The organism is Sandaracinus amylolyticus (assembly GCF_000737325.1).
GTDB lineage: Bacteria > Myxococcota_A > Polyangia > Polyangiales > Sandaracinaceae > Sandaracinus > Sandaracinus amylolyticus.
Genome location: NZ_CP011125.1, coordinates 582,948 through 603,324 on the forward strand (window position 1 = coordinate 582,948; position 20,377 = coordinate 603,324).

The following is a 20,377-nucleotide window of genomic DNA, read 5'->3' on the forward strand; positions in this document are numbered from 1 at the left end:
CCCGAGCACTAGTGTGCGCGGGGCCCGTCGAGTTCCGTCGGAGTGACTGCCTACTCGGTCAGTCCCCGCCGGTCTGGTTCACGGCGAAGCTGATGTTCGTGTAGCCGGCCTGGGCCGCCGAGAACATCACCTTCTTGATCACGCGGAAGTCGATCGAGCGGTCCGCCTGCACGATCACGGTGCCCGGGAAGGGCTCGCGGGCGTGGAGGATCGACCAGTTGCGGCGCAGCGTCTCGAGGTCCGAGACGAGCTGCTCGATGCGCTCGAGGCCCGCGTTCGCCGCGAGCGTCGGCGTGTCCGCCATGCGGCGGCCGTCGAGCGTCACGACGCGCGCGTCGATCGCGACGATCGGCGCGAGCTCGAGGTCGATCGCGTTGGTCGCGTTCGGCATCACGAGGTTCGGGCGCTGCGAGAGCAGCTCACCGCTCGCGCTGAACGACGAGAGCAGGAAGACGACCAGCGTGATGAGGAAGTCGATGAAGGGGACCAGCGGGATCTGCGAGTCCATCGACTTGCGCCCGCCGCCCGCCACCTTGCTGCGGACGAACTTGAGCGGGACGTGGTGGAGCAGGACTCGGTCGGGCTTGTGAATCGGCATGACTCGTTCCTCTTCAGCGCTCGCTCAGAGCGCCGCTCCATCCGAAAGGGACACGTCCTCGAAGCCCTGACCGACCGCGAGATCCATCGCCGCGATGACGTCCTCGTAGAGAACGCCGTCCTCGGGGGCGACGATCAGGTCGCGACGGTTCGGCTCCGCGGTGCGACGCTCGGTGAGACGCGTGCGGAGCGTCTCGAGGTCGTACTCGCCGCTGGCCTTCGGGATCTCGATGCGCTCACCCGCGGTCGACGCGATGGTGAAGCCCGCCTGCGTCACCTGCAGGTAGAGGCGGATCGTCTCCTCGGGAGGAGGCTGGTCGGGCTGCGCGGCCTGACCGGGGACCTGCTGGTTCGCGTCGAGGCGCGCCAGGCGGTTCCACACCGCCGTGACGAGCAGGAACATGACGCAGCAGAGGAGCAGATCGATGAACGGGACGAGCGGGATCTCGGAATCGACGCTCTTCTTCCCGCCGTGACCACCGCCGACGCTAATGCCACCCATCTTGGTCTCCGCGCTTCGGTTCTGGGGTGAGCCAACTACTACGAACGATCTCGAGCGTGCGAGTCGAGACCTCGAATCGGAGAACGAAGAAGGGCCGCTACCTCGCGTGAGACTTCGCGGCGTTCAGTCCGCGAACGAGCGAGTGGAGCGGCCCTTCCGCGTGCGTTCCCGAGAGGCCCCGTGCTCGAGATCAGGCCGCCTGCTGGAGGCCCTGGAGGTTGATCTTGGAGCGGTTGTTCACGACCAGGTTCATCACCTGGACGGTCGCGCCGTTGATGTCGTCGAGCAGCGACTGCGTCTTGCCGTTGAGCACGGCGAAGCCGATCAGCGCGATGATCGCGGCGAGGAGACCGAAGGCCGTGCAGTTCATGGCCTCCGAGATACCGCGGGCGAGCATCGTCGCGCGGCTCGCGGCGTCGGCGTTCGCGACCGCGCCGAAGGCGGCGATCAGACCGGTGACGGTGCCGAGAAGGCCCGAGAGCATCGCGAGGTTCGCGAGGAGCGCGAGGTAGCCCGTGCGCTGCTCGATCTTCGGGAGCTCACGGAGCGCGGCCTCGTCCATCGCCGCCTGCACTTCCGAGTCGGGGCGATTGACCTTCATGAGACCCGCCTTGACGATGCGGGCGAGCGGCGCGTTCGCAGCCGAGCAGAGCTTGATCGCGCGTCCGATGTCGCCGGCGAGGATGCACTTCTGCATCGTGGCCAGGAAGACGTCGCGGTTGATCGAGCTGCGGTACAGGTAGATCGAGCGCTCGATGATGATGCCGATCGCGATGATCTGCCAGAAGAGGATGGGGTACATGCCCCAACCGCCCTCTTCGAAGTGGTGCGCCAGCGTTGCCATGGTGCCTTTCTTCCTCCTGGGGGCTTCTCGTGGATGCTGCGGTCTCGACTTCGCGAGCACGCTCGGTAAGCAATGTTTCGAAGCGAAAAGCGCAGCTTCCTACGGGAACGGCGAGCGATGATACAGGCCCGGGTATTGAGGTCAAGAGTGATCTCGATCCGCTTTCCTGGGCGTTTGTGGGGGGGTTCGACACGCGTGCGAGTCGGTCCTTAGAGGTCGATTTGCACGATTCGGTTCCGTCGAAGATCGATCGCCGTCGAGGTGTCCGCGATGACGGCGCGCACACGGCGCGGCCACCCAGGCACGCCGTGCGATCGCCCGCCATCCGATCGGCCTGGACGCGTTCGCGAGCCCTTGCGCGCGACGGGCCGATGCGTTGACAATCCGAGCCCAGCTACAGTAGCTTCGCGCGGCGTTCGTAGAGTCGCGCGATCGATCCTCTCCGACCACGCACCTCGCTGCGCGCTCATCTGGGAAGTGGCGAACAGCGAGCGCTAGCCGCGCTGCCTGACGACTAGGAAGAACAGCGCAAGGAAGCTCAAGGAGCCCCGCAAGATGGAAGCTATCTGGCATGCCCTCCGTGATGGCGCGCCGTTCTCGTTCATCAACGTCGCCGTCCTCGCCATCGTGCTGGCGATCATCGCGGAGCGCTTCGTCTACATCCTGACGAAGTACCGCGTGAACTCGCGCGAGTTCATGGCGCAGATCCGGAAGCTGGTGCAGGCCGGGAACATCGATCGCGCGATCAAGCTCTGCGAGGCGGCGCCGCTGCCGCTGCTGCAGGTCGTGAAGGCGGGCCTCACGCAGGTGAACCGCGGTGACGAAGCGGTCATCGCGTCGATGGAAGAGCGCTGGGCCGAGCTCCACCCCGAGCTCGAGAAGCGCATCGGCGCGCTGTGGACGCTCGCGAACATCGCGACGCTCGTCGGTCTGCTCGGAACCATCTCGGGCCTCATCCGCGCGTTCGGCGCGCTCGGCTCGGCGGCTCCGGCGCAGCGCGCGGCGCTCCTCGCGGCCGGTATCTCCGAGGCCATGTGGAACACGGCGCTCGGCCTCGGCATCGCCGTCATCTGCATGACGTTCCACCTCTTCCTCCACAGCCAGGCGAAGAAGATCAAGCAGGACATGGAGCTCTCGACGATGAAGCTCGAGAACCTGCTGATGCAGAAGGGCCGCTGAGGCGCGCCGCTCGCTCCTCCACTGAGGAAAGCGCATGGAGCTGACGCCGCGCCAGCAGGCTTACGTCCGCAAGCGGACGAAGCACGACGAGCCCGATCCCAGCGAGGTCGCGGGCGAGCTCAACATCGTTCCGTTCCTCGACATCGTCGTGAACCTGATCCTCTTCCTGCTCGCGACGTCGGCGCAGGTGATGATCGTCGCCGAGCTCGACGCGCACCTGCCGTCGCTCTCGCGCGGTCGTCGCGCATCGAGCTCGACCGAGCAGGGCAGCACGCTGAACCTCAGCGTCACGATCGCGGAGAACGGCATCATCGTCTCGGGCTCGGGCGGCAAGCTCGCGCCGGGATGCACGCAGATGCAGTCGGGCCGCGTGATCACCGTGCCGCGCGGCGGAGACGGGACGTACAACTGGCGCGCGCTCACGGAGTGCGTCGCGCGGGTGCACTCGCAGTTCCCCGACGAGAACCAGGTGATCCTCAGCGCGGATCCGAGCATCGAGTACGAGCACATCATCCAGGCGATGGATGCGGTGCGCGCGCAGGGCACGGACCCGCTGTTCCCGAACGTGATGCTCTCCGCGGGCGTCAGGTGATCTGAATGGCCTCCGAATCGAACACGCCCAGCGGCGGGCACGGCGAGAAGGCCACGATGGCCCAGGTGAAGGGCCTCGTGCGGCGCAAGCTGCGCAAGGTCCCGCCGCACGAAGAGCAGAGCCTGAACATCTATCCGATGATGGACATCATGACCATCATCCTGGTGTTCATGATCATGCAGGTCGCGAACGAGACCGCGAACATCTCGCAGAGCGACGAGCTCCAGCTGCCGTGGACGACGTCGACCGAGCAGCTCACGGAAGCGCTCGCGATCCAGATCTCGCGCACCGAGGTGATCGTCGACGGTCGTCCGGTGGTGCAGCTCCGCAACGGCACGGTCGATCCGAGCCAGAAGCAGGGCGGCGCGAACGGCTTCCTGATCACCCCGCTGCTCAACGAGATGCAGCAGCACCGCGATCGCCTGAAGCTGATCGCGCAGCGCAACCCGCGCCGTCCGTTCACGGGCGAGGTGCAGATCATCGCGGATCGCCGGACGCCGTTCCGGACGCTGAGCGAGATCATCTACACGATCGGTCAGGCCGAGTTCGCGCACATGCACTTCGTCGCCCTCGAGGAGTCGCAGGGCGGTGGCGGCGGCGGGCACTGAGCGATCGAGCGAGTGAGCGAAGCGGAGGCCGGTGCGAGCGATCGCACCGGCCTTCTGCGTTTCAGCGTGCGTCGACGTGCACGAAGACGCTCATCACGACGCGCTCGTCGGTCGGATCGGGGTCGGGCTGCACGTCCGAGCCGATCACGTGAGCAGGCAGGCGCGCGCTCGCGGCGCGTCGTGCGATGCAGGCGTCGAGCGTCCCTTCGGTGTCGACGATCACGCCCGCCGCATCCGCGAGGGGGCGCACGTCGACGATCGCGCCGCGCGCAGGGACGAGGATCGCGCTGGTGCGCACGGCGCTCGGCAAGGACGCGACGCCGAGCTCGTCGGCGCAGGCGCAGACGGCGTGTGCGATCACGGGCGCGCTCTCGTCGTGCAGCGTGCGGACGAGCGCGGCGGACAAGACGCCACCCGGTGCGGCCGGGGCGACCGAGCACTGGCGCGCAGCGGGAGACGCGGGCGTCGGCGGCGGCACGCTCGCGCACGCCGAGGCGGCGAGCGCGACGAACCATCCTGCGTATGGGCGCATGGGCGCGTCGACCACGACGGCGCGCCGAGGTTCCGCGGCTACAAGCGCGCGAGCTGGGCGCGGGCGTCGGCGTTGCGCGGGTCGATGCGCAGGGCCTGCTCGAACGACTGGCGGGCGCGGGCGCGATCGCCGGCGGCCGCGAGCGCACGGCCGAGCCCGACGTGGTAGCGCGCGTTGCGCGGCTCGATCGAGACCGCCTGGCGATACGCCTGCACCGCGCCCGACGTGTTGCCGGACTGCATGCGCGCGGCGCCGAGGCCGGACCACACGCTCGCGTCGCGCGGGCGGATGCGGCTGGCGCGCTCGTAGGCGCGAGCCGCGTCGGCGTAGCGACGCGCCTGGAACGCGCTGCGCGCTTCGGTGCGCAGCTGATCGAAGTCGCCGCCGCCCGCCGACGCGGTGGTGGCGCCGCGCGAGCCGAACGAGGACGCGATCACCGGGCGCGCGGCGGGCGCTTCGGCGCGGGTCGCGCTCCCACGCGAGCGGCGGCGGTCGCGGCGCGACGAGCGCGACTCGGGCTCGGGCGTCGGGGCGGCGGGCTCGAGCGCAGGGGCGGGCTCGGCCGCGGGAGGCGGCGCTTCGGGCTCCGCGGCGGGCGTGGGCTCGGCCGCGGCGACCGCGACGGGCTCGCTGGGGGCCTGCTCGGGCGTCGGCTCGGGGGTAGGCGCGTCGACGGCCGCCGGCGGCTCGGGAGCCGCCACGGGCTCGCTGGGGGCCGCGCTGGTGGGCGTCGCGGCGGCGGGCGCGACGACGACGGGCGCCGGCGAGGGCGCTGCGGCGGGCGAGGGCGCTGCGGCGGGCGCGGACACCGCTGCTTCGGTCTCGCCGCTCGCGAAGAGGTAGCTGCCGAGGAGCCCGGTCGCGCCCGCGATGCCGCAGAACGCGACGAGACCGCCGACGACGAGGTACGGCGTGGGCACGCCGCGACGCGGCCCGTGGATCGACGCGAGCTCGCCCGTGGTGAGCGCGGAGACGCTGGCGCTCGGCGGCTCGGCGGCGGGCGCCACCGGCTCGGGCTCGATCGTGGGGACCGGCGCGACGTCCGGATCGTCGTCGCGGGCCTCGCTCAGCGCTTCGTAGGTGTCGGCCGGCTCGGGCTCGCCATCGGGGGGCGCCTGGTCGTCGCGACGCGCGTCGCTCTCGGGTGCTGCCTGGCTCGCCGGAGCCGCAGTCTCGGCGGAGCTCGCCGGCTGCCGAGGGCTCTCCGGGGGCGCTTCGGCGACGGTCGCGACCGGGGGAGGTGCGGCATCGACCGCCGTCGTCGCGGCGTCGACGACCGGGAGGACCGCGCCGTCGCTCTCGGGCGCTCCGGTCGGCTTGGTGGACGGCTCCTCGATCGGCTTCGCGATCGGTGCCGGCTCGGGCTTCACCAGCGTCGCCGGCGTGGGCGTCTTCGCGGGCGGCGGCGTGACCTTGGGCGCGCGGATCGGCTCGGGCGCGGGCATCCCCGGCGTCGTGCGCATCGCCGCGCCTGCGGGCGCGACGGGCCGCACCGCGTAGGGCAGCGGCGGCGTGCTCCGCGGACGCACCGACTTCGTGCCCGGCGCCGGCGGCGGCGCCGAAGGACGCGGTGCGGGGCGCGCCGCGCGCAGATCCGCGGGCGTCAGCGGCGTCGTGGGATCCGCATCGCGTCGGAACGGCGGCGGCGCGCCGGTGCGCGACGGCTCGGCGCGTGACGCCGAGAGCACCTGCTCGGCGCGCGCGAGATCCATCGGCGTGAGCTCCTGCGTGCGATCGGCGCTCTTCGCGAGCACGCGCTCCGCCTGCGCGAGGTCGAGCGGCGTGAGCTCCTGCGTCGGCTCCGCGCCGTTCACGAGCACGCGCTCGGCCTTCGCGAGATCGAGCGAGGTCAGCTCCTGCGTGCGATCGCTATTGGGCTTCGGCAGCGCGATGCCCACCAGGGTCTGCTTGCGCGTCGGCGGGCGCAGCGTGCCGCTGCCCTTGCCGGTCGGCGCCGCGCTCAGGTGCTCGCCGATCGCGAACTCCGCGGTCGCCTCGCGCTTGGCGCTCGCCGCGTCCTGCGGGAGGAACGGCTCGAGCGTGCGCCGCACCTGCTGCGCCGAGAACGGCCGGTCGCGCGGCTCCTTGAGCAGCAGCTGGCCGATCAGCGCCGCGACGCCCGACGGCAGCGACACCGCGAGCTGCGGCGCGCTGTGCGAGCGCTGCGCCTCGAGCACGTGCTCCGTGCTGCCGCGGAAGACGGGCGTGCCCGTCAGCATCTCGTGGATGACGCAGCCCAGTGAGTAGAGGTCGCTGCGGAAGCTGACGAGCTTGCCTGCGACGTGCTCCGGCGAGACGTAGCCGGGCTTGCCCGTGACCTCGCCCGCGCCCGCGATGCGCATCGCGATGCCCGCGTCGATCACCGCGACCTTCGGCACGCCGCTCGGCTGCGCTTGCACCAGCACGTGCGCGGGCGAGAGATCGCGCATCAGCAATCCCGCGCGGTGGAGATCGTCGAGCGCGCCCGCGATCTGCGCCGCGACGGCGAGCGCCTCGGGCACCGTCAGCGCGCCCGAGCGCGCGAGGCGCACCGAGAGCGAGACGCCGTCGATCCACTCGCGGAAGAGCCAGATGAGCGAGTCGGCTTCGCCCGTCGCGAGCGGCGGGACGAGCGCGGGGTGCGTGAGCGTCGCCTGCTTCACGAGCTCGCGCTTGAGGCGGCTGCGCTCGGAGACGGTCCACGCGGTCGCGCCGCGCAGGAGCTTGAGGAGACCGCGGCGTCCGGTCTGCTTGTCGTCGGCGAGATAGAGCGTGCCCGAGTCGCCGTCGGCGAACGGCTCGACCACCTGGAAGCGCGCCGCGACGGCGGGCGGGATGGGATGCGGCTCGCGCGAGAGAGGCGTCTGCCCATCGCGCGGGCAGACCGCCTCGCCCTTCGCGAGGACGATCCGGCAGAGCGGGCAGACGAGCATGGTAGCCAGGACGAGACTACGGGGCACACCACGGGAGATCAACGATTCGCGCGGTGCTGCGCGCGACGCGCGCACGGTGGGCGCGCGCACGGAAATCGATCACAGGCGCCCAGGCTGACGGCCGCCACCCCACCGCCCGCCGTTCCGCCACGTGAGCCCTCGAAACCCGTTGTGATCGTGGCTCCGAGGGCCGGCACCGAGCGTGAAGAGAGGCGCTGCATGCTCTCGCGCGTCCACGCTGGTTGCCTCGTCGGCATCGAGGCTCGCCCCGTCGAGGTCGAGGTCCACCTCGGGAAGGGGCTCCCCGGGTTCGACCTCGTCGGTCTGCCCGAGGCCGCGGTCCGCGAGAGCCGGGTGCGGGTGCGCGCTGCGTTGGCGACGAGCGGGTTCGAGCTGCCGCCGCGTCACGTCGTGCTGAACCTCGCGCCTGCCGATCTGCGCAAGCGGGGTGCGAGCTTCGACCTCGCGATCGCGATCGCGGTGCTGAGCGCGAGCGGGCTCTGCGCGCCGAACCTGCTCGACGAGACGCTGATGGTCGGCGAACTCTCGCTCGCCGGCGAGCTGCGCATGGTGCGCGGCGTGTTGCCGCTGCTGCAGCTCGCGCGAGCGCGCGGCCTGTCGCGCGCGATCATCCCCGCAGGGCACGCGGCCGAGGCGCGGCTGGTCCGCGGGCTCGAGGTGCGCGCCGCACGATCGCTCGGCGACGTCGTCGCGTTCCTCGGTGCGACGGGCGATCTGCCGCGCGTCGATGCGTCGCCCGCGCCGCGCGCGGTGCGGGATCCCGACGAGCCCGATCTCGCGGAAGTGCGCGGTCAGGACGGAGCGCGTCGCGCGCTCGAGATCGCGGCGGCGGGCCATCACGACGTGCTGCTCATCGGACCGCCGGGCGCGGGCAAGACGATGCTCGCGCGTCGTCTGCCCGGACTTCTTCCTCCGCCCGACGACGACGAGCGCGCGGAGATCGCGACGATCGCGAGCGCGGCGGGGCTCGACGGATTCGACGGAGGCGCGCGCCGTCCGTTCCGCGCGCCGCACCACACCGCGAGCGCCGCCGCGCTGATCGGCGGCGGCGATCCGGTGCGCCCCGGCGAGGTCACGCTCGGGCACGCAGGCGTGCTCTTCCTGGACGAGCTGCCGGAGTTCGCGCGGCCCGCGATCGAGTCGCTGCGCACGACGATGGAGTCGGGCGTCGCGGTGGTGGCGCGCGCGAGAGAGCGCGTGAGCATGCCGGCGCGCCCGCTCGTGGTCGCGGCGATGAACCCGTGCCCGTGTGGCTTCTCGGGCGAGCCCACGCGCCTCTGCTCGTGCACGCCGAGCCGCGTGGAGCAGTACCGCGCGCGTGTGAGCGGGCCGCTGCTCGATCGCTTCGATCTGCACGTCGCGCTGCCGCCGGTGAAGCTCGCCGAGCTCGGTGACGCGGCGCCCTCCGAGTCGAGCGCGGCCGTGCGAGCGCGGGTGATCGCAGCGCGCGAGCGCGCCATCGCGAGCGGCGACGTCATCGGCGTGAAGACGGCGAACCCGTCGCGCTCGCTCGAGCGCGATCTCGCGTCGCTGTCGCCCGACGCGCGCACGCTGCTCGATCTCGCGGGTGAGCGCCTCGGCCTCAGCATGCGCGGCTTCTCGCGCGCGCTGCGCGTGGCGCGGACGATCGCGCACCTCGCGGCGGCGGGGCGCGTCGAAGCGCCGCACGTCGCGGAGGCGCTGCAGTACCGGCTGCTCGATCGGCGCGTCTCGGGCGCGCCGGCCGTGCGCGCCGGCTGACTCTCGCGAGCGAATCGTCGCTCGCGTGTTCGTGAACGGAAGAAGAGGAGAAGAGAGATGACGTCGATGAAGGAGAAGCTGAAGGCGGTGCAGCAGGCGGTCAGCGCCATCGAGAAGCAGTTCGGCAAGGGCGCGATCATGGCGCTCGGCGAGCCGCGCAACATCGAGCCCGTCGCGGTGATCCCGACCGGCGCGCCATCGCTGGACGCGGCGCTCGGTTGTGGTGGGTACCCGCGTGGTCGCGTGATCGAGGTCTACGGTCCCGAGGCGAGCGGCAAGACCACGCTCACGCTCCACGCGATCGCCGAGTGCCAGCGCGCAGGCGGCATCGCGGCGTTCGTCGACGCCGAGCACGCGCTCGATCTGCGCTACGCGGCGGCGCTCGGCGTGCAGACCGAGAACCTGCTGGTCTCGCAGCCGGACAACGGCGAGCAGGCGCTCGAGATCGCCGAGACGCTGGTGCGCAGCGGCGCGGTCGATCTCGTGGTCGTCGACTCGGTCGCTGCGCTCGTGCCCAAGGCGGAGATCGAGGGCGAGATGGGCGATCAGCACGTCGGGCTGCAGGCGCGCCTGATGAGCCAGGCGCTCCGCAAGCTCACCGGCATCACGCACCGCACCGGCGCGACGATCATGTTCATCAACCAGCTGCGCATGAAGATCGGCGTGACCTTCGGCTCGCCCGAGACGACCACCGGCGGCAACGCGCTCAAGTACTACGCGAGCGTGCGCCTCGACGTGCGGCGCATCGGTCAGGTCAAGGTCGGCGAGGAGATCACGGGCCACCGCACGAAGGTGAAGGTCGTGAAGAACAAGCTCGCGCCGCCGTTCCAGCTCGCCGAGTTCGACATCCGCTACGGCGTGGGCATCGACGCGACCGCGGACCTGCTCGACCTCGCGGTCACGCACGGCCTCGTCGAGAAGAACGGCGCGTACTTCTCGTTCGGCGGGCAGAGCCTCGGTCAGGGCCGCGAGAAGGCGCGCATCGCGCTGTGCGAGGACGCGGCGCTGCGCGCGACGATCGCGAACGCGGTGCACGCCGCGCTCGCGGGCGCGCCGAAGAGCGCGGGCTCGCCGGAGCTCGAAGAGGCGGTCGCGTGACGGCGCGCGTGCGCGCGCTGCCGAAGCGCGATGTCGCAGGCGAAGCGCTCGTTCACGTGGAGCGCGCGACGCACGCGCTGCACGTCGAGCTGAAGGACGAGCTCGCGCGGGTGGCGGAGCGTCAGCCCGAGCTCTCGGTGTGGCTCACCACCGCGCTGTGGATGCTCGAGATGGCGGCGAAGGATCTGCGTACCGAGCCCGATCGCGAGCGTCGTCGCGCCGGGGTCGCGGTCGCGCAGATGCACGCGATGCGGGTGTCGACCGGGCTCGAGCTCGCGTCGGCGATGGGCGTGCTCGACGCCGATCCCGAGGCGTTCGATCTGCGCTTTGCGTCGATCCTCGCGGAGCTCGAGCGCGCGCGCTCGTGAGCGCCGAAGGTCGGACGTCCGGACTGCGCGTCCGGACGTCCGGCGTTCACGGCTCGAGCGCGATGTCTTCCTGCGGCGGCGGCGACTGACCGTCGAAGAGCACCTGCACGCCGCCGGGATCGACCGCGCCGGGCGGCTCGCCCACCGCGTCGATCGTCGTCGCGTAGTCGCGTCCCTCGGCGCCGATCGAGCTCGGCGGGTCGTACGTGCCGTTGCCGTTGGTGTCGATCCAGATCGCGACCTCGTAGCGCTCGCGCAGCTCGATGAGGTTCTCCTCGCGGCGCACCAGCATGTCGTTCGTGTCGGGGATCGCGCCGAGCACGTAGACGAGCACGGTCTCGAAGCCGCCCTCTTCGAGCGGGCGCCGCACGTGCACTTCCATCCGCCGTCCGGCGAACTGCGACATGTTGCCGAACGCGGCGCGCACCGGCAGCGCACCGCGCGGCAGCGGCGCGCCTTGCGCGAGATCGACGAAGTCGACGTCGTGCTGGTACGAGACCGTTCCGTCGGCCTGGAGCATCAGGCGCCACTGGTGGTCCTCGCAGCCCTCGGGCGCGCGCGGACACGGGTCGTACATGCGGTTGCCGTTGAGGTCCGCGACGAGATCGACCTCGTGGTTGCCGTCGAGGACGGTGCACGGCAGCGGGATCTGGAGGTTCGCCTCGCCGAGCGGATCGAGCACCGCGCGCGCGACGGTGCGCCGCACGCGCGCCGCGCCGCTGCCCTCGATGCGCACCAGGTTCGCGACCGTGAGGTTGTCGAGGTGCGCGTTCATGTCGGTCAGATCGAGCCGCATGTCGACGCGCGACGATCCGAGATCGTTGCCGCACACCAGCGGCTCGGCGCGCTCCTCGAAGTCACCCGAGGTGATCGCGGTGCACCCCGGACCGACGCTCGCCATCGCGAGCACGATCGTCACGAAACGGAGCAGACGCATCATCGTCAGAAATCCCCTCGCACCGCGACGAAGCAGCCCTCGCCGGTGCACGCCGCGCTCACCGGCGGCGTCTCGATCGCCTCGGTGCGCGGCCCGAGCACGAGGCCCAGCACGAGCCCGGTCACCGCGGCCGCGGCGCCCGTCACGAGCAGCACGTCGGTCGTGATCGCGAGCGCCTCGATCGTGCTCTGTCGTCCCTCGACGTCGCTGCCTGCCGGGCAGAGCTGCAGCGGACAGTCCTCGTCGAGCGCGCTGCGCTCGCCGAGCGCGACCGCGCCGGTCACGATCCCCGCGACGATCAGCGCGCCACCGCCGCTCATCACGATCCACGGCCACGTCTCGCCCGGGATCTCGCGATAGCGCGGGCGCCCCGCTTCTTCGGCCTGACGTCGCGCCTCTTCGGCCTGACGTCGCGCCTCGTCGGTCTCGGCCTGGGCGCGCGCCTCGGCCTCGCGACGCTCCGCGAGCCCGCGCTCGAGCGCCGCGAGACGCGCCTCGAGCAGCGCGCGATCGGGGATCTCCTCGACCTGCGCGAGGTATCCGCGCAGCGTGCGGATCGCGTTCTCGTCGTCGCGCGCGTCGCGGTACGCGAGGTACGCATTGAAGAGCAGCTGACCGCGCCCCGAGAGCCCGTACGCGCGCTCGAACTCGCTCGCGGCGTCCGCGAACCGGCCCTGCTCGTAGTACTGGCGACCGAGCCGGAACGCGCCGCGCGCGCGCTCGTCGTTCATGTCGCCCTCGGTCGTCGTCGCCTGCGACATCGACTCGCTGCCACCCCCACCGCCCTGCGGTGGCTGTGCCGACGCTCGCGTCGTCGGCGCGAGCGCGCACGCCGCAGCGATCAGCGCGCTCGCCAGCAGGGTTCCGCGTCGTCGTCGATCCAAAGCTCCTCCATGCGCCGCGAAGGCTCGCGCGATGCTACCGCAGACGGGCGCGAACGATCGCATTCCCCGCCCGAACGTACGAGTCGGCGCGCGAGACGGATCACTCGGGCCCGGGGCACGTCCACTCGACGCCGACGCGCGTGAGCCTCGGCGCGCCGAGGCTCGCGCTCACCGCGAGCGTCACGCGCACCTCGATCACGCCTCCCTCGGGCAGCGCGAGCGGGAAGGGCGCCGCGTCATCGGGGATCGTGCCGAGCGAAATCCACGGCGCGCTCGCGAGCGACGCGACGTCGGACGCGTGGCGCACCTCGATCGCGATCGTGCCGTGGGTGCCGGGATCGCCCGCGACGTGCACGTTCACCCAGCTCGTCGTCACGTCCGCGCCGCAGCCGTCGAACACGCGCTGCGCGCTGGCGCGCGGCACGGGCGCCCCGAAGAGCTGCAGGCCCGCGAGGTCGCCCTGTGTGTGCGGCGACGCGCCCACCGGCACCTGCGCGCCGGCGATCGCGTCCTCCACGTCGACGCGCGTCGCCACGCCGAGCCCCGCGCCGCCACCTGCTCCGCTGATCGCCCACACGTGCCCCAGCCCGTCTGCGCCGATCCCGATCGAGTCCACCGGCGCGACGTCGTCGAGCGCGAGCGAGCGCGTCGCGACCACGCGAAGCGGATCGAGCGAGAGCCGCGACACGCGCCCTCCGGTGTGCGCGACCCACAGATCCGCGCCGTCGAACCCCGCGCCGCGCGGCGACGGCTCGGTGCGGATCGTCGACCAACGCGACGTGCGCGGGTCGTGGATCGTCACCGAGTCGCACGAGAAGCCCGTCATCGCGATGCGACCCTCGCCATCGATCGCCATCCCGTAGAGCAGCCAGCACGCGAGCGGCACCTCGACGATCTCGAGGCTCGGCGGATCGGCGCTCGGATCGATCCGCGCGAGCCAGCCGTCGCGCGAGATCGCCCAGAGCCGACCCCACGGATCGAACGCCGCGGAGTAGGGCGAGAACCCCGGCGTCTCGACCCGCTGGATCACGTCGCCGCGCAGCCCGTCCACCTCGACGAACGCTTGTCCGTCGTGCAGCCCGATCCACGCGTCACCGCCCGACACGCCGTCGAGCCCGCGATCTCCGTCGATCGCGATCGCACGCGCGACCTCGCGCGCTCCGCCGATGATCGTGCTCGCGAGCACGCACTCGTCGCTGCCCCACGCGCGCACGTCCTCGGGCGACGCGGAGGTCTCGATCGTCCCGCTCGCGTCGCGGTCCACGCAGCGCGCGCGATCCCCCGCGACGCGCACGACGCTCGGCACGCCGTCGAACGCGCGGTTCGCCACCCACGCGTCGCCGTTCCAGTCGACCGAGACGCGGCTCGGCTCGAGCGCGACCGCATCGCGCTCACCGGTCGCGTACCGCGCGGTCTCGCGCGCTTCGATCGCATCGATGCGCGAGACGGTCGCCTCCGCGCTGTTCACGGCCCACACGGTCGCGCTCGATCGCTCTTCGCGCGCGAGCGTGAGCTCGCCGAGGCCCGTGACGACGAGACCTCCGCCCGCTTCGTCGAACGGCTCGCCCCAGAGCTCGCCGGTGCACGACGCAGTGCACCCACCGCACGGGCTGCGCACGCCTTCGTCGGCGAGCCCGTCGCAGTCCTGGTCGAGCGTGTCGCAGCGCTCGCGCGACGGCCCCTGCGAGCCGTCGCAGAGCCCCCAGTGCTGCGCGACGCAGCGCGTGCGCCCGGTGCGACACTCGCCGACGCCGGCGAGCTCGCTCGGACCGGGGAAGCAGTCGGTGACGCTCCCGATCAGGCACGGACAGCCGGTCGCGGTGGGATCGACCGTGCAATCGGGCGCGGGGACCGCGTCGCAGTCCTCTCCGCGCGCGGCGTTGCCGTCGTCGCAGTCGGGCCCGGCCTCGCAGTGCGTGCCGAGGCCGTCGAGGTCCTCGTCGACGCAGGGTGGCGAGCCGTCGCATCCGAGCGCGAGCAGCAGCGCGAGCACGCGCGCGAAGCGACGCATCGCTCCGGAGCATAGCGCCCGGGCGTCTTGTCCGCGCCGACCTCGGCCTGCTACGACGGCGCGGTGAAGGTCGTCCTCACCGGGGCCACCGGGTTCATCGGCGGCGCGATCGCGCGCCGGCTCCTCGATCGCGGTGACGAGCTGACCGTCCTCGCGCGCGATCCATCGGCGGCGGCGTCGCTCGCGCAGCGCGGCGCGAACGTCGCGACGGGCTCGCTCCTCGATCCCAACGCGATCGCGCGGGCGGCGCGCGGCGCGGACGTGCTGGTGCACGCGGCGGGCATCCCTTCGCCGCGGGCCTCGGCGCGTGCGCTGCGATGGACGCTGGTGGCGGGCACCGAGAACGTGCTGTCGGCGGCGCGACACGCCGGTCTCGAGCGAGTGGTCACCATCTCGAGCGCCGACGTGACGCTCGCGAACGTCGATCGCGTGCACTGGGACGAGAAGCGCGATCTCGCGCAGCTGCCGATCGGCGAGCGCGCGCGCGCGCTCCGTCTCGCGGAGGAGATCGCGCTGAGCACGAGCGACGCCGAGCTCGCGGTGACCGCGTTGCGTCCCGGCTGGGTGTGGGGCCCGGGTGATCTCTCGACGCTGCCCGAGCTGGTGCGCGAAGCACGAAGCGGTGGGATCCGCATGTTCGGTGACGGCCGCAACCTGGTCGCGACGACGTACGTCGACACGCTCGCCGACGCGGTGATCGCCGCAGCGCGCGCGCCCGGAGCGCCGGGCCAGGCGTACTACGTCGGCGACCCGGAATTCCTGGAGCTCCGCGAGTTCCTCCAGCAGCTCTCGCGCACGCTCACGCTGCCGGCGCCGCGCCCGGGGCCGCCGTTCGCGCTCGTGTACCCGCTCGCGGTGCTGCGCGCGGGACGCGGCGGCGCGACGCTGCCCGAGGAGATCCTCCGCCGCGCGCGCAGCACGCTGTTCGACGTGCAGAAGGCGATCGCGGAGCTCGACTTCCGCGCGACGATCTCGGTGGACGAGGGTATGAAGCGCCTGTCGTCGTGGGTGAACGAGGTCGGCGGGCTCGACGCTGTGCTCGCGAAGGCGCGCCCGCTGCCCGACGAGGCGACGCTCGAGCGCGAGGCGAGCGCCGCCGGCGCGTGATCGCTCTTGCCCCGGCGCGCGCCCCGTACTACGAAGGGCGCTCCGAATTCGTTCGGCTCATGGCCTCGCCAACGCTGGCCCGTCAACCCTGCCAGGCCCGGAAGGGAGCAACAGTCGCGGTGACCAGCGTGTGGCGGGGCCCTCTGTTTTTTTGAGGAGGGGGCCCCCGACGCTGCGCCGGTCGTGGCGGGTTGGCGGTGGGGTGCCGCGCTGGGCGGATCTCGGCGGGTGAGGTCGTGCCCCTCGAGCGCGTGGGGCCCCAGCCCCACGCGCGATCTCGGGACGGCGGCCTGGCCGATGCTCGGCTCGCGCGGAGCGCATCGCTTCGCTCGCGCGGAGAGCGCATCGCTTCGCTCGCGCGGAGAGCGCATCGCTTCGCTCGCGCGGAGAGCGCATCGCTTCGCTCGCGCGGAGAGCGCATCGTTTCGCTCGCGCGGAGAGCGCATCGCTTCGCTCGCGCGGAGAGCGCATCGCTTCGCTCGCGCGGAGCGCATCGCTTCGCTCGCGCGGAGCGCATCGCTTCGCTCGCGCCGCGCGCATCCGCGAGCATCGCGGTCGCTCATCCGCGAGGCATCGCTTCGCTCCGCGCTGCGTCGCTCGCGCGACGTGTGCAGCGTTTCGGAGCCAAAAACAGTTCGGGGCTGAGCGATGACTCGCTCAGCCCCGAACGGAGCCAGGAGGATTCGAACCTCCGACCCCCGGTTCCGTAGACCGGTGCTCTATCCAGCTGAGCTATGGCTCCTGAAGGGGCGCGAACTCTAGCGAGATGGACAGGTTTGTCAAACTCGCTCTTCGATTTTCTTTTCGAGCTCGCGCTCTTCGGACGGAGAGGGCGGGATTCGAACCCGCGGTACCCTTTTGGAGTACTCTCGCTTAGCAAGCGAGTGCCTTAGGCCACTCGGCCACCTCTCCGGCGGCGGGTCTCCGCCGCTCCCGCGTTCGCGGGAATCGCGTTATTAGCCGCGCGGTGTGGTCGTGTCAAACGACGTGCGCGCTATGCTGCGCCGCGATGATTCGACTCTCGATCGCGGCACTGATCGCCTCCGCGTGCGCGCTGCTCGGGGTGCCACGCGCGCATGCGTGCTCGTGCGTGGAGACGCCCTTCGAGCAGCTCGCCGCCGAAGCCGACGCGATCTTCGAAGGACGTGTGGCCTCGATCGAGCCCGCAGGAGAGATGCACGTGCGCGTGCGGCTCGACGTGGTGCAGACCTGGCGCGAGGCGAACGCGGAGCACGTCGAGGTCCGCACCGCGTCGCAGTCCGCGGCGTGTGGTGTCCACTTCGAGGTCGGGCGCTCGTACCTCGTGCTCGCCGAGCGAGCCGATGGCGAGTGGACCGCGTCCCTCTGTGGCGGCACCCGCGCGATGGAGGATGCCGACGACGAGCGTCTCTCACTCGGGTCCGGCGTGATCCCGGTCGACATCGAGGACGAAGAGACCGCGTCCACGGAGCAGCATCCGCAGACGCTCCCGCCGCGCGGGGGCGGGTGCGCGGGGTGCGCGATCACCTCGCCCGCAGGCTCGCCGATCGCCCCGGCAATCGCGCTCGTGATCGCGATGTGGATGCGACGACGACGAATTCGTTGACAGCATTCGACCTCGCGCTACAACCGCCGGCGGAGAGCTGGCCGAGTGGTCGAAGGCGCCTGATTCGAAATCAGGTGTGCCCGTGAGGGTACCGTGGGTTCGAATCCCACGCTCTCCGCTGTGACGCCGCGCTGCACGTGAGTCTGCGCGGGAGCGAGCTCCGGGCGCGGCCCTCTGTCGAGAGATGAGGGGCCGCGCTTTGCGTATCTGGCGCTCTATGGATCCGGCGCGCGATGTTTCTGCGCCGGACGCCGGAGCTGGCGCGCGGTCTCCACGTGTGGTCGCGCGACGGCCTCGAGAGCTCGAGGTTCTTTGCATGCGATCCCGGGAGAGGTGACCGAGTGGTCGAAGGTGCACGATTGGAAATCGTGTGTACTGGAGACAGTACCGCGGGTTCGAATCCCGCCCTCTCCGTTCTTCCGTTCCGCGCCTGATCGTCTCCGCCGACTGCGCTATCCCCGCTGCGGATGACCGACTCCGGCGACGCGCTTCCGTGCTCCGACGTCGACGCCTCGTTCATGCGCGAGGCGATCGCCGAGGCGCGTCTCGCCGAGGCGAAGGGCGAGGTCCCGGTCGGCTGCGTGATCGTGCTCGAAGGCGCGATCGTCGGGCGCGGGCACAACCTGCGCGAGACGATGCAGGACCCGACCGCGCACGCCGAGATGATCGCGCTGCGCCAGGCGGCATCGACGATCGGGAGCTGGCGCCTCGAGCACGCGATCGCGTACGTGACGCTCGAGCCGTGCCCGATGTGCGCCGGCGCGCTCGTGAACGCGCGCGTCGCGCGCGTGGTCTACGGCGCCGACGATCCGAAGGCGGGCGCGACCACGACGCTCTACACGATCGGCAGCGATCCCCGGCTCAACCACCGGTTCGTGCTCGTGCCGCAGGTGCTCGGCGGCGAGTGCGGCGCGCTCCTCACCGACTTCTTCGGCCGCATCCGCGCTGCGCGTCGTGCCGCGCGCGCGGGCATCACGCCTGACGTCCCGCCGCCGCCCGCGAAGCCTCGCCGCGATCAGGAGCCCGAGGGCGGGTAGAGCACGCAGACCTTGTCGGCCTCGCACCCTTCGAGCGAGACCGATGTCGCGTGATCGCCGCTCTCGTCGAAGATCACGATCGCGTCCGGCGTGGGGAGATCACGCCGCGTCCGCACTCGCACCACGCCGGGCACCGGGCCGAGCTCGTCGCCCTCGGGCAGATGCGCGGTGCCCTGTCCGTCGTAGCGCACGTAGACCATCCAGTCGGGACGCTGCGAGGGCTCGAGGTCGACCGTGTGGACACGACCGACCGTGCGCGTGAGCTCGACCAATCGCTCCGCGCGGATCACCAGCGGCTGATGACGCGGCGCGAGCGCGACGAGCGGCTCGCCGGTCAGCTGCTCGGGGGTGAGCCGCAGCGGCGGGGCGCCGAGCTCGCGCGGTCCGAGGAAGAGACGCACACCGGCGGTGGGCGACTCGATGGTCACGCCTGCGCCGAGCGGCTGCAGCGGAGGCGCAGTGCTCGCGGGCTCGGGCGGCATCGACTGGCTCGCGTGGCGCACCACGAGCCACGCGACGCCGGCGATCGCGAGCAGCACGATCACCGCCGACGCGCCGACCATCGCGGACAACGCGAGCGCCGAGAGCGGCGCCTTCACGCGCGCATGCGACGCGGAGCTCCCGCCGACGATCGGCAGCGATCCGCTCGGGGCTGGCGCCGCGGGCGAGATCGGAGGCGCGACCTCGATGGGCATCGCCGCGGCATCGGCCTCGGCGCGCGCGACCGCGAGCGCGACCGGCGTCGGCGGCACGAAGCTCGCGCGCTCGTCGGCGGAGGGCTGCGCGGGCGGGCGCTCGGGCTCGGGGAGCTCCCAGCCCTGCTCCGGGAAGAGCCACTGGAGGAAGCGCGCGAGCTGCTGTCGTCCGTAGCCCGCTGCGCGCTCGTGCAAGAGCTCGCGGAGATCCTGCGCGAGCTGCTGCGCCGACGGAGTGCGCGCCGCGGGGTCGATCGCGAGGCACTGCATCACGATCTTCTCGAGCCGCGGCGGGACCTCGGGGTTGAACCGCGAGGGCGGCGGGAAGTCGCCGCTGCGCAGCAGGTTCGCCGCGACCTGCGGATCGTCGGGCGGGATCAGCGATCGGATCGTGAGCATCTCCCAGATCGTCACGCCCAGCGCGAACACGTCGGCGCGCGCGTCGACGTCGATCCCCTGCGCCTGCTCGGGCGCCATGTAGCTCATCTTGCCGATCGTCACGCCGCTCTGCGTCTTGAGCACGTTGTCGGCGGCCTTCACGAGCCCGAAGTCGCTGACCTTCACCGTGCCTTCGTTGCTGAGCAGCACGTTCTGCGGGCTCACGTCGCGATGCACGATGCCGAGCGGCGTGCCGTCGTCGCCCTTCTTGCGGTGCGCGTGATCGAGCCCGCTCGCGGCCTCCGCGCCGATGTACGCGACCGCGGCGATGTCGAGCATCTCGTTGCGCTCCGCGAGGCGCTGCATCACCGCGCCGAGGGTCACACCCTCGACGAACTCGAGGACGAGATACGGCTCGGGATCGATCCCGAAGTCGAGCACCTGCACGAGGTTCGGATGATCGAGCCGCGCGTTGGTGCGCGCCTCCGCGGCGAAGCGCTCGAGCAGCGACGGATCGCGCCGGTACTGCGGCAGCATCCGCTTGATCGCGACCTTCTTCTTGAAGCCGGCGTCGCCCGTCCGCTCGGCGCGGTACACGACGGCCATGCCGCCCTGCCCCAATCGCTCGACGAGGCGATAGGGTCCGAGCCATTCGGGCGCGCCCGGCGCGTTCACGGGGCGAACATACCTTCCGGTGGTCGGGAATTCATCGCTCTCGAGCGTCACCCGGCGCGCATTGTAGCGGGCCGC

18 protein-coding genes, 4 tRNA genes and 1 other RNA gene are annotated in these 20,377 nt (G+C 71.8%); 12 read left to right on the plus strand and 11 right to left on the minus strand.

The window, feature by feature from the left end:
* Positions 1 to 58 precede the first annotated feature (58 nt).
* The 3 genes from DB32_RS02310 to DB32_RS02320 all read right to left on the minus strand — a co-directional run bounded on the left by DB32_RS02310 (position 59) and on the right by DB32_RS02320 (position 1,943).
* Positions 59 to 598 carry an ExbD/TolR family protein gene (locus DB32_RS02310; protein ID WP_053230778.1) on the minus strand — a complete coding sequence of 180 codons (540 nt, stop codon included), beginning with the start codon at positions 596 to 598 and terminating at the stop codon, positions 59 to 61.
* A gap of 24 nt (positions 599 to 622) precedes the next feature.
* Positions 623 to 1,099: an ExbD/TolR family protein gene (locus DB32_RS02315; protein WP_053230779.1), complete on the minus strand. Its 477-nt coding sequence runs from the start codon at positions 1,097 to 1,099 to the stop codon at positions 623 to 625.
* A 190-nt stretch (positions 1,100 to 1,289) separates the two neighbouring features.
* Positions 1,290 to 1,943 carry a MotA/TolQ/ExbB proton channel family protein gene (locus DB32_RS02320; RefSeq protein WP_053230780.1) on the minus strand — a complete coding sequence of 218 codons (654 nt, stop codon included), beginning with the start codon at positions 1,941 to 1,943 and terminating at the stop codon, positions 1,290 to 1,292.
* Positions 1,944 to 2,498: 555 nt separating this feature from the next.
* Between DB32_RS02320 and DB32_RS02325 the strand changes: the two genes are divergently transcribed.
* From DB32_RS02325 to DB32_RS02335, 3 genes are read left to right on the plus strand one after another with little or no spacing between them, the layout of a single operon-like run.
* Positions 2,499 to 3,122 (plus strand): MotA/TolQ/ExbB proton channel family protein, encoded by a 624-nt coding sequence (locus DB32_RS02325; protein ID WP_083457095.1) that lies wholly within the window; start codon positions 2,499 to 2,501, stop codon positions 3,120 to 3,122.
* 34 nt (positions 3,123 to 3,156) lie between these two features.
* Positions 3,157 to 3,714, plus strand: a complete 558-nt coding sequence (locus tag DB32_RS02330; protein WP_053230782.1) for an ExbD/TolR family protein — start codon at positions 3,157 to 3,159, stop codon at positions 3,712 to 3,714.
* 5 nt (positions 3,715 to 3,719) lie between these two features.
* Complete coding sequence (locus tag DB32_RS02335) at positions 3,720 to 4,322, plus strand: ExbD/TolR family protein (protein ID WP_083457096.1); 603 nt, start codon at positions 3,720 to 3,722, stop codon at positions 4,320 to 4,322.
* 61 nt (positions 4,323 to 4,383) lie between these two features.
* On the opposite strand, the gene DB32_RS02340 is transcribed toward DB32_RS02335, so the two are convergent.
* Complete coding sequence (locus tag DB32_RS02340) at positions 4,384 to 4,728, minus strand: hypothetical protein (RefSeq protein ID WP_157068627.1); 345 nt, start codon at positions 4,726 to 4,728, stop codon at positions 4,384 to 4,386.
* Positions 4,729 to 4,892: 164 nt separating this feature from the next.
* On the minus strand, positions 4,893 to 7,766 hold the full coding sequence (locus DB32_RS02345) for a protein kinase domain-containing protein (RefSeq protein ID WP_053230785.1): 2,874 nt from the start codon (positions 7,764 to 7,766) through the stop codon (positions 4,893 to 4,895).
* Positions 7,767 to 7,985: 219 nt separating this feature from the next.
* On the opposite strand from DB32_RS02345, the gene DB32_RS02350 reads away from it, so the two are divergent.
* From DB32_RS02350 to DB32_RS02360, 3 genes are read left to right on the plus strand one after another with little or no spacing between them, the layout of a single operon-like run.
* Positions 7,986 to 9,527, plus strand: a complete 1,542-nt coding sequence (locus DB32_RS02350) for a YifB family Mg chelatase-like AAA ATPase (RefSeq protein WP_053230786.1) — start codon at positions 7,986 to 7,988, stop codon at positions 9,525 to 9,527.
* Positions 9,528 to 9,584: 57 nt separating this feature from the next.
* Complete coding sequence (gene recA, locus DB32_RS02355; protein ID WP_083457097.1) at positions 9,585 to 10,625, plus strand: recombinase RecA; 1,041 nt, start codon at positions 9,585 to 9,587, stop codon at positions 10,623 to 10,625.
* On the plus strand, positions 10,622 to 10,993 hold the full coding sequence (locus DB32_RS02360) for a hypothetical protein (RefSeq protein ID WP_053230787.1): 372 nt from the start codon (positions 10,622 to 10,624) through the stop codon (positions 10,991 to 10,993). Before recA ends, DB32_RS02360 begins: the two co-directional genes overlap by 4 nt.
* 46 nt (positions 10,994 to 11,039) lie before the next feature.
* Here the strand turns inward: DB32_RS02360 and DB32_RS02365 are convergent, their stop codons facing one another.
* The 3 genes from DB32_RS02365 to DB32_RS02375 form a co-directional block, all read right to left on the minus strand.
* On the minus strand, positions 11,040 to 11,933 hold the full coding sequence (locus DB32_RS02365; protein ID WP_053230788.1) for a hypothetical protein: 894 nt from the start codon (positions 11,931 to 11,933) through the stop codon (positions 11,040 to 11,042).
* 2 nt (positions 11,934 to 11,935) lie between these two features.
* Positions 11,936 to 12,814: a tetratricopeptide repeat protein gene (locus DB32_RS02370; RefSeq protein WP_053230789.1), complete on the minus strand. Its 879-nt coding sequence runs from the start codon at positions 12,812 to 12,814 to the stop codon at positions 11,936 to 11,938.
* Positions 12,815 to 12,914: 100 nt separating this feature from the next.
* Positions 12,915 to 14,825 carry an NHL repeat-containing protein gene (locus DB32_RS02375; RefSeq protein ID WP_053230790.1) on the minus strand — a complete coding sequence of 637 codons (1,911 nt, stop codon included), beginning with the start codon at positions 14,823 to 14,825 and terminating at the stop codon, positions 12,915 to 12,917.
* A gap of 27 nt (positions 14,826 to 14,852) precedes the next feature.
* Here DB32_RS02375 and DB32_RS02380 point away from each other — a divergent pair, with 27 nt between their 5' ends.
* On the plus strand, positions 14,853 to 15,932 hold the full coding sequence (locus tag DB32_RS02380; protein WP_053230791.1) for an NAD-dependent epimerase/dehydratase family protein: 1,080 nt from the start codon (positions 14,853 to 14,855) through the stop codon (positions 15,930 to 15,932).
* A gap of 55 nt (positions 15,933 to 15,987) precedes the next feature.
* Positions 15,988 to 16,084, plus strand: an RNA gene (gene ffs / locus DB32_RS43985) — signal recognition particle sRNA small type.
* A 516-nt stretch (positions 16,085 to 16,600) separates the two neighbouring features.
* On the opposite strand, the gene DB32_RS02390 is transcribed toward ffs, so the two are convergent.
* Both DB32_RS02390 and DB32_RS02395 read right to left on the minus strand, forming a co-directional pair.
* Positions 16,601 to 16,674 (minus strand) — tRNA-Arg (locus DB32_RS02390).
* An 82-nt stretch (positions 16,675 to 16,756) separates the two neighbouring features.
* Positions 16,757 to 16,844, minus strand: a tRNA-Ser gene (locus DB32_RS02395).
* Between the two features lie 97 nt (positions 16,845 to 16,941).
* Here DB32_RS02395 and DB32_RS02400 point away from each other — a divergent pair.
* From DB32_RS02400 to tadA, 4 genes are all read left to right on the plus strand, one after another.
* Positions 16,942 to 17,517 carry an MYXO-CTERM sorting domain-containing protein gene (locus DB32_RS02400; RefSeq protein WP_053230793.1) on the plus strand — a complete coding sequence of 192 codons (576 nt, stop codon included), beginning with the start codon at positions 16,942 to 16,944 and terminating at the stop codon, positions 17,515 to 17,517.
* A gap of 31 nt (positions 17,518 to 17,548) precedes the next feature.
* Positions 17,549 to 17,635: transfer RNA gene (locus DB32_RS02405), tRNA-Ser, on the plus strand.
* A 209-nt stretch (positions 17,636 to 17,844) separates the two neighbouring features.
* A tRNA-Ser gene (locus tag DB32_RS02410) sits at positions 17,845 to 17,931 on the plus strand.
* A 53-nt stretch (positions 17,932 to 17,984) separates the two neighbouring features.
* Positions 17,985 to 18,554 (plus strand): tRNA adenosine(34) deaminase TadA, encoded by a 570-nt coding sequence (gene tadA / locus DB32_RS02415; protein ID WP_075097428.1) that lies wholly within the window; start codon positions 17,985 to 17,987, stop codon positions 18,552 to 18,554.
* Here the strand turns inward: tadA and DB32_RS02420 are convergent.
* On the minus strand, positions 18,533 to 20,302 hold the full coding sequence (locus DB32_RS02420; protein WP_053230794.1) for a serine/threonine-protein kinase: 1,770 nt from the start codon (positions 20,300 to 20,302) through the stop codon (positions 18,533 to 18,535). The two genes, tadA and DB32_RS02420, sit on opposite strands and share 22 nt — an antisense overlap.
* Positions 20,303 to 20,377: the final 75 nt, after the last annotated feature.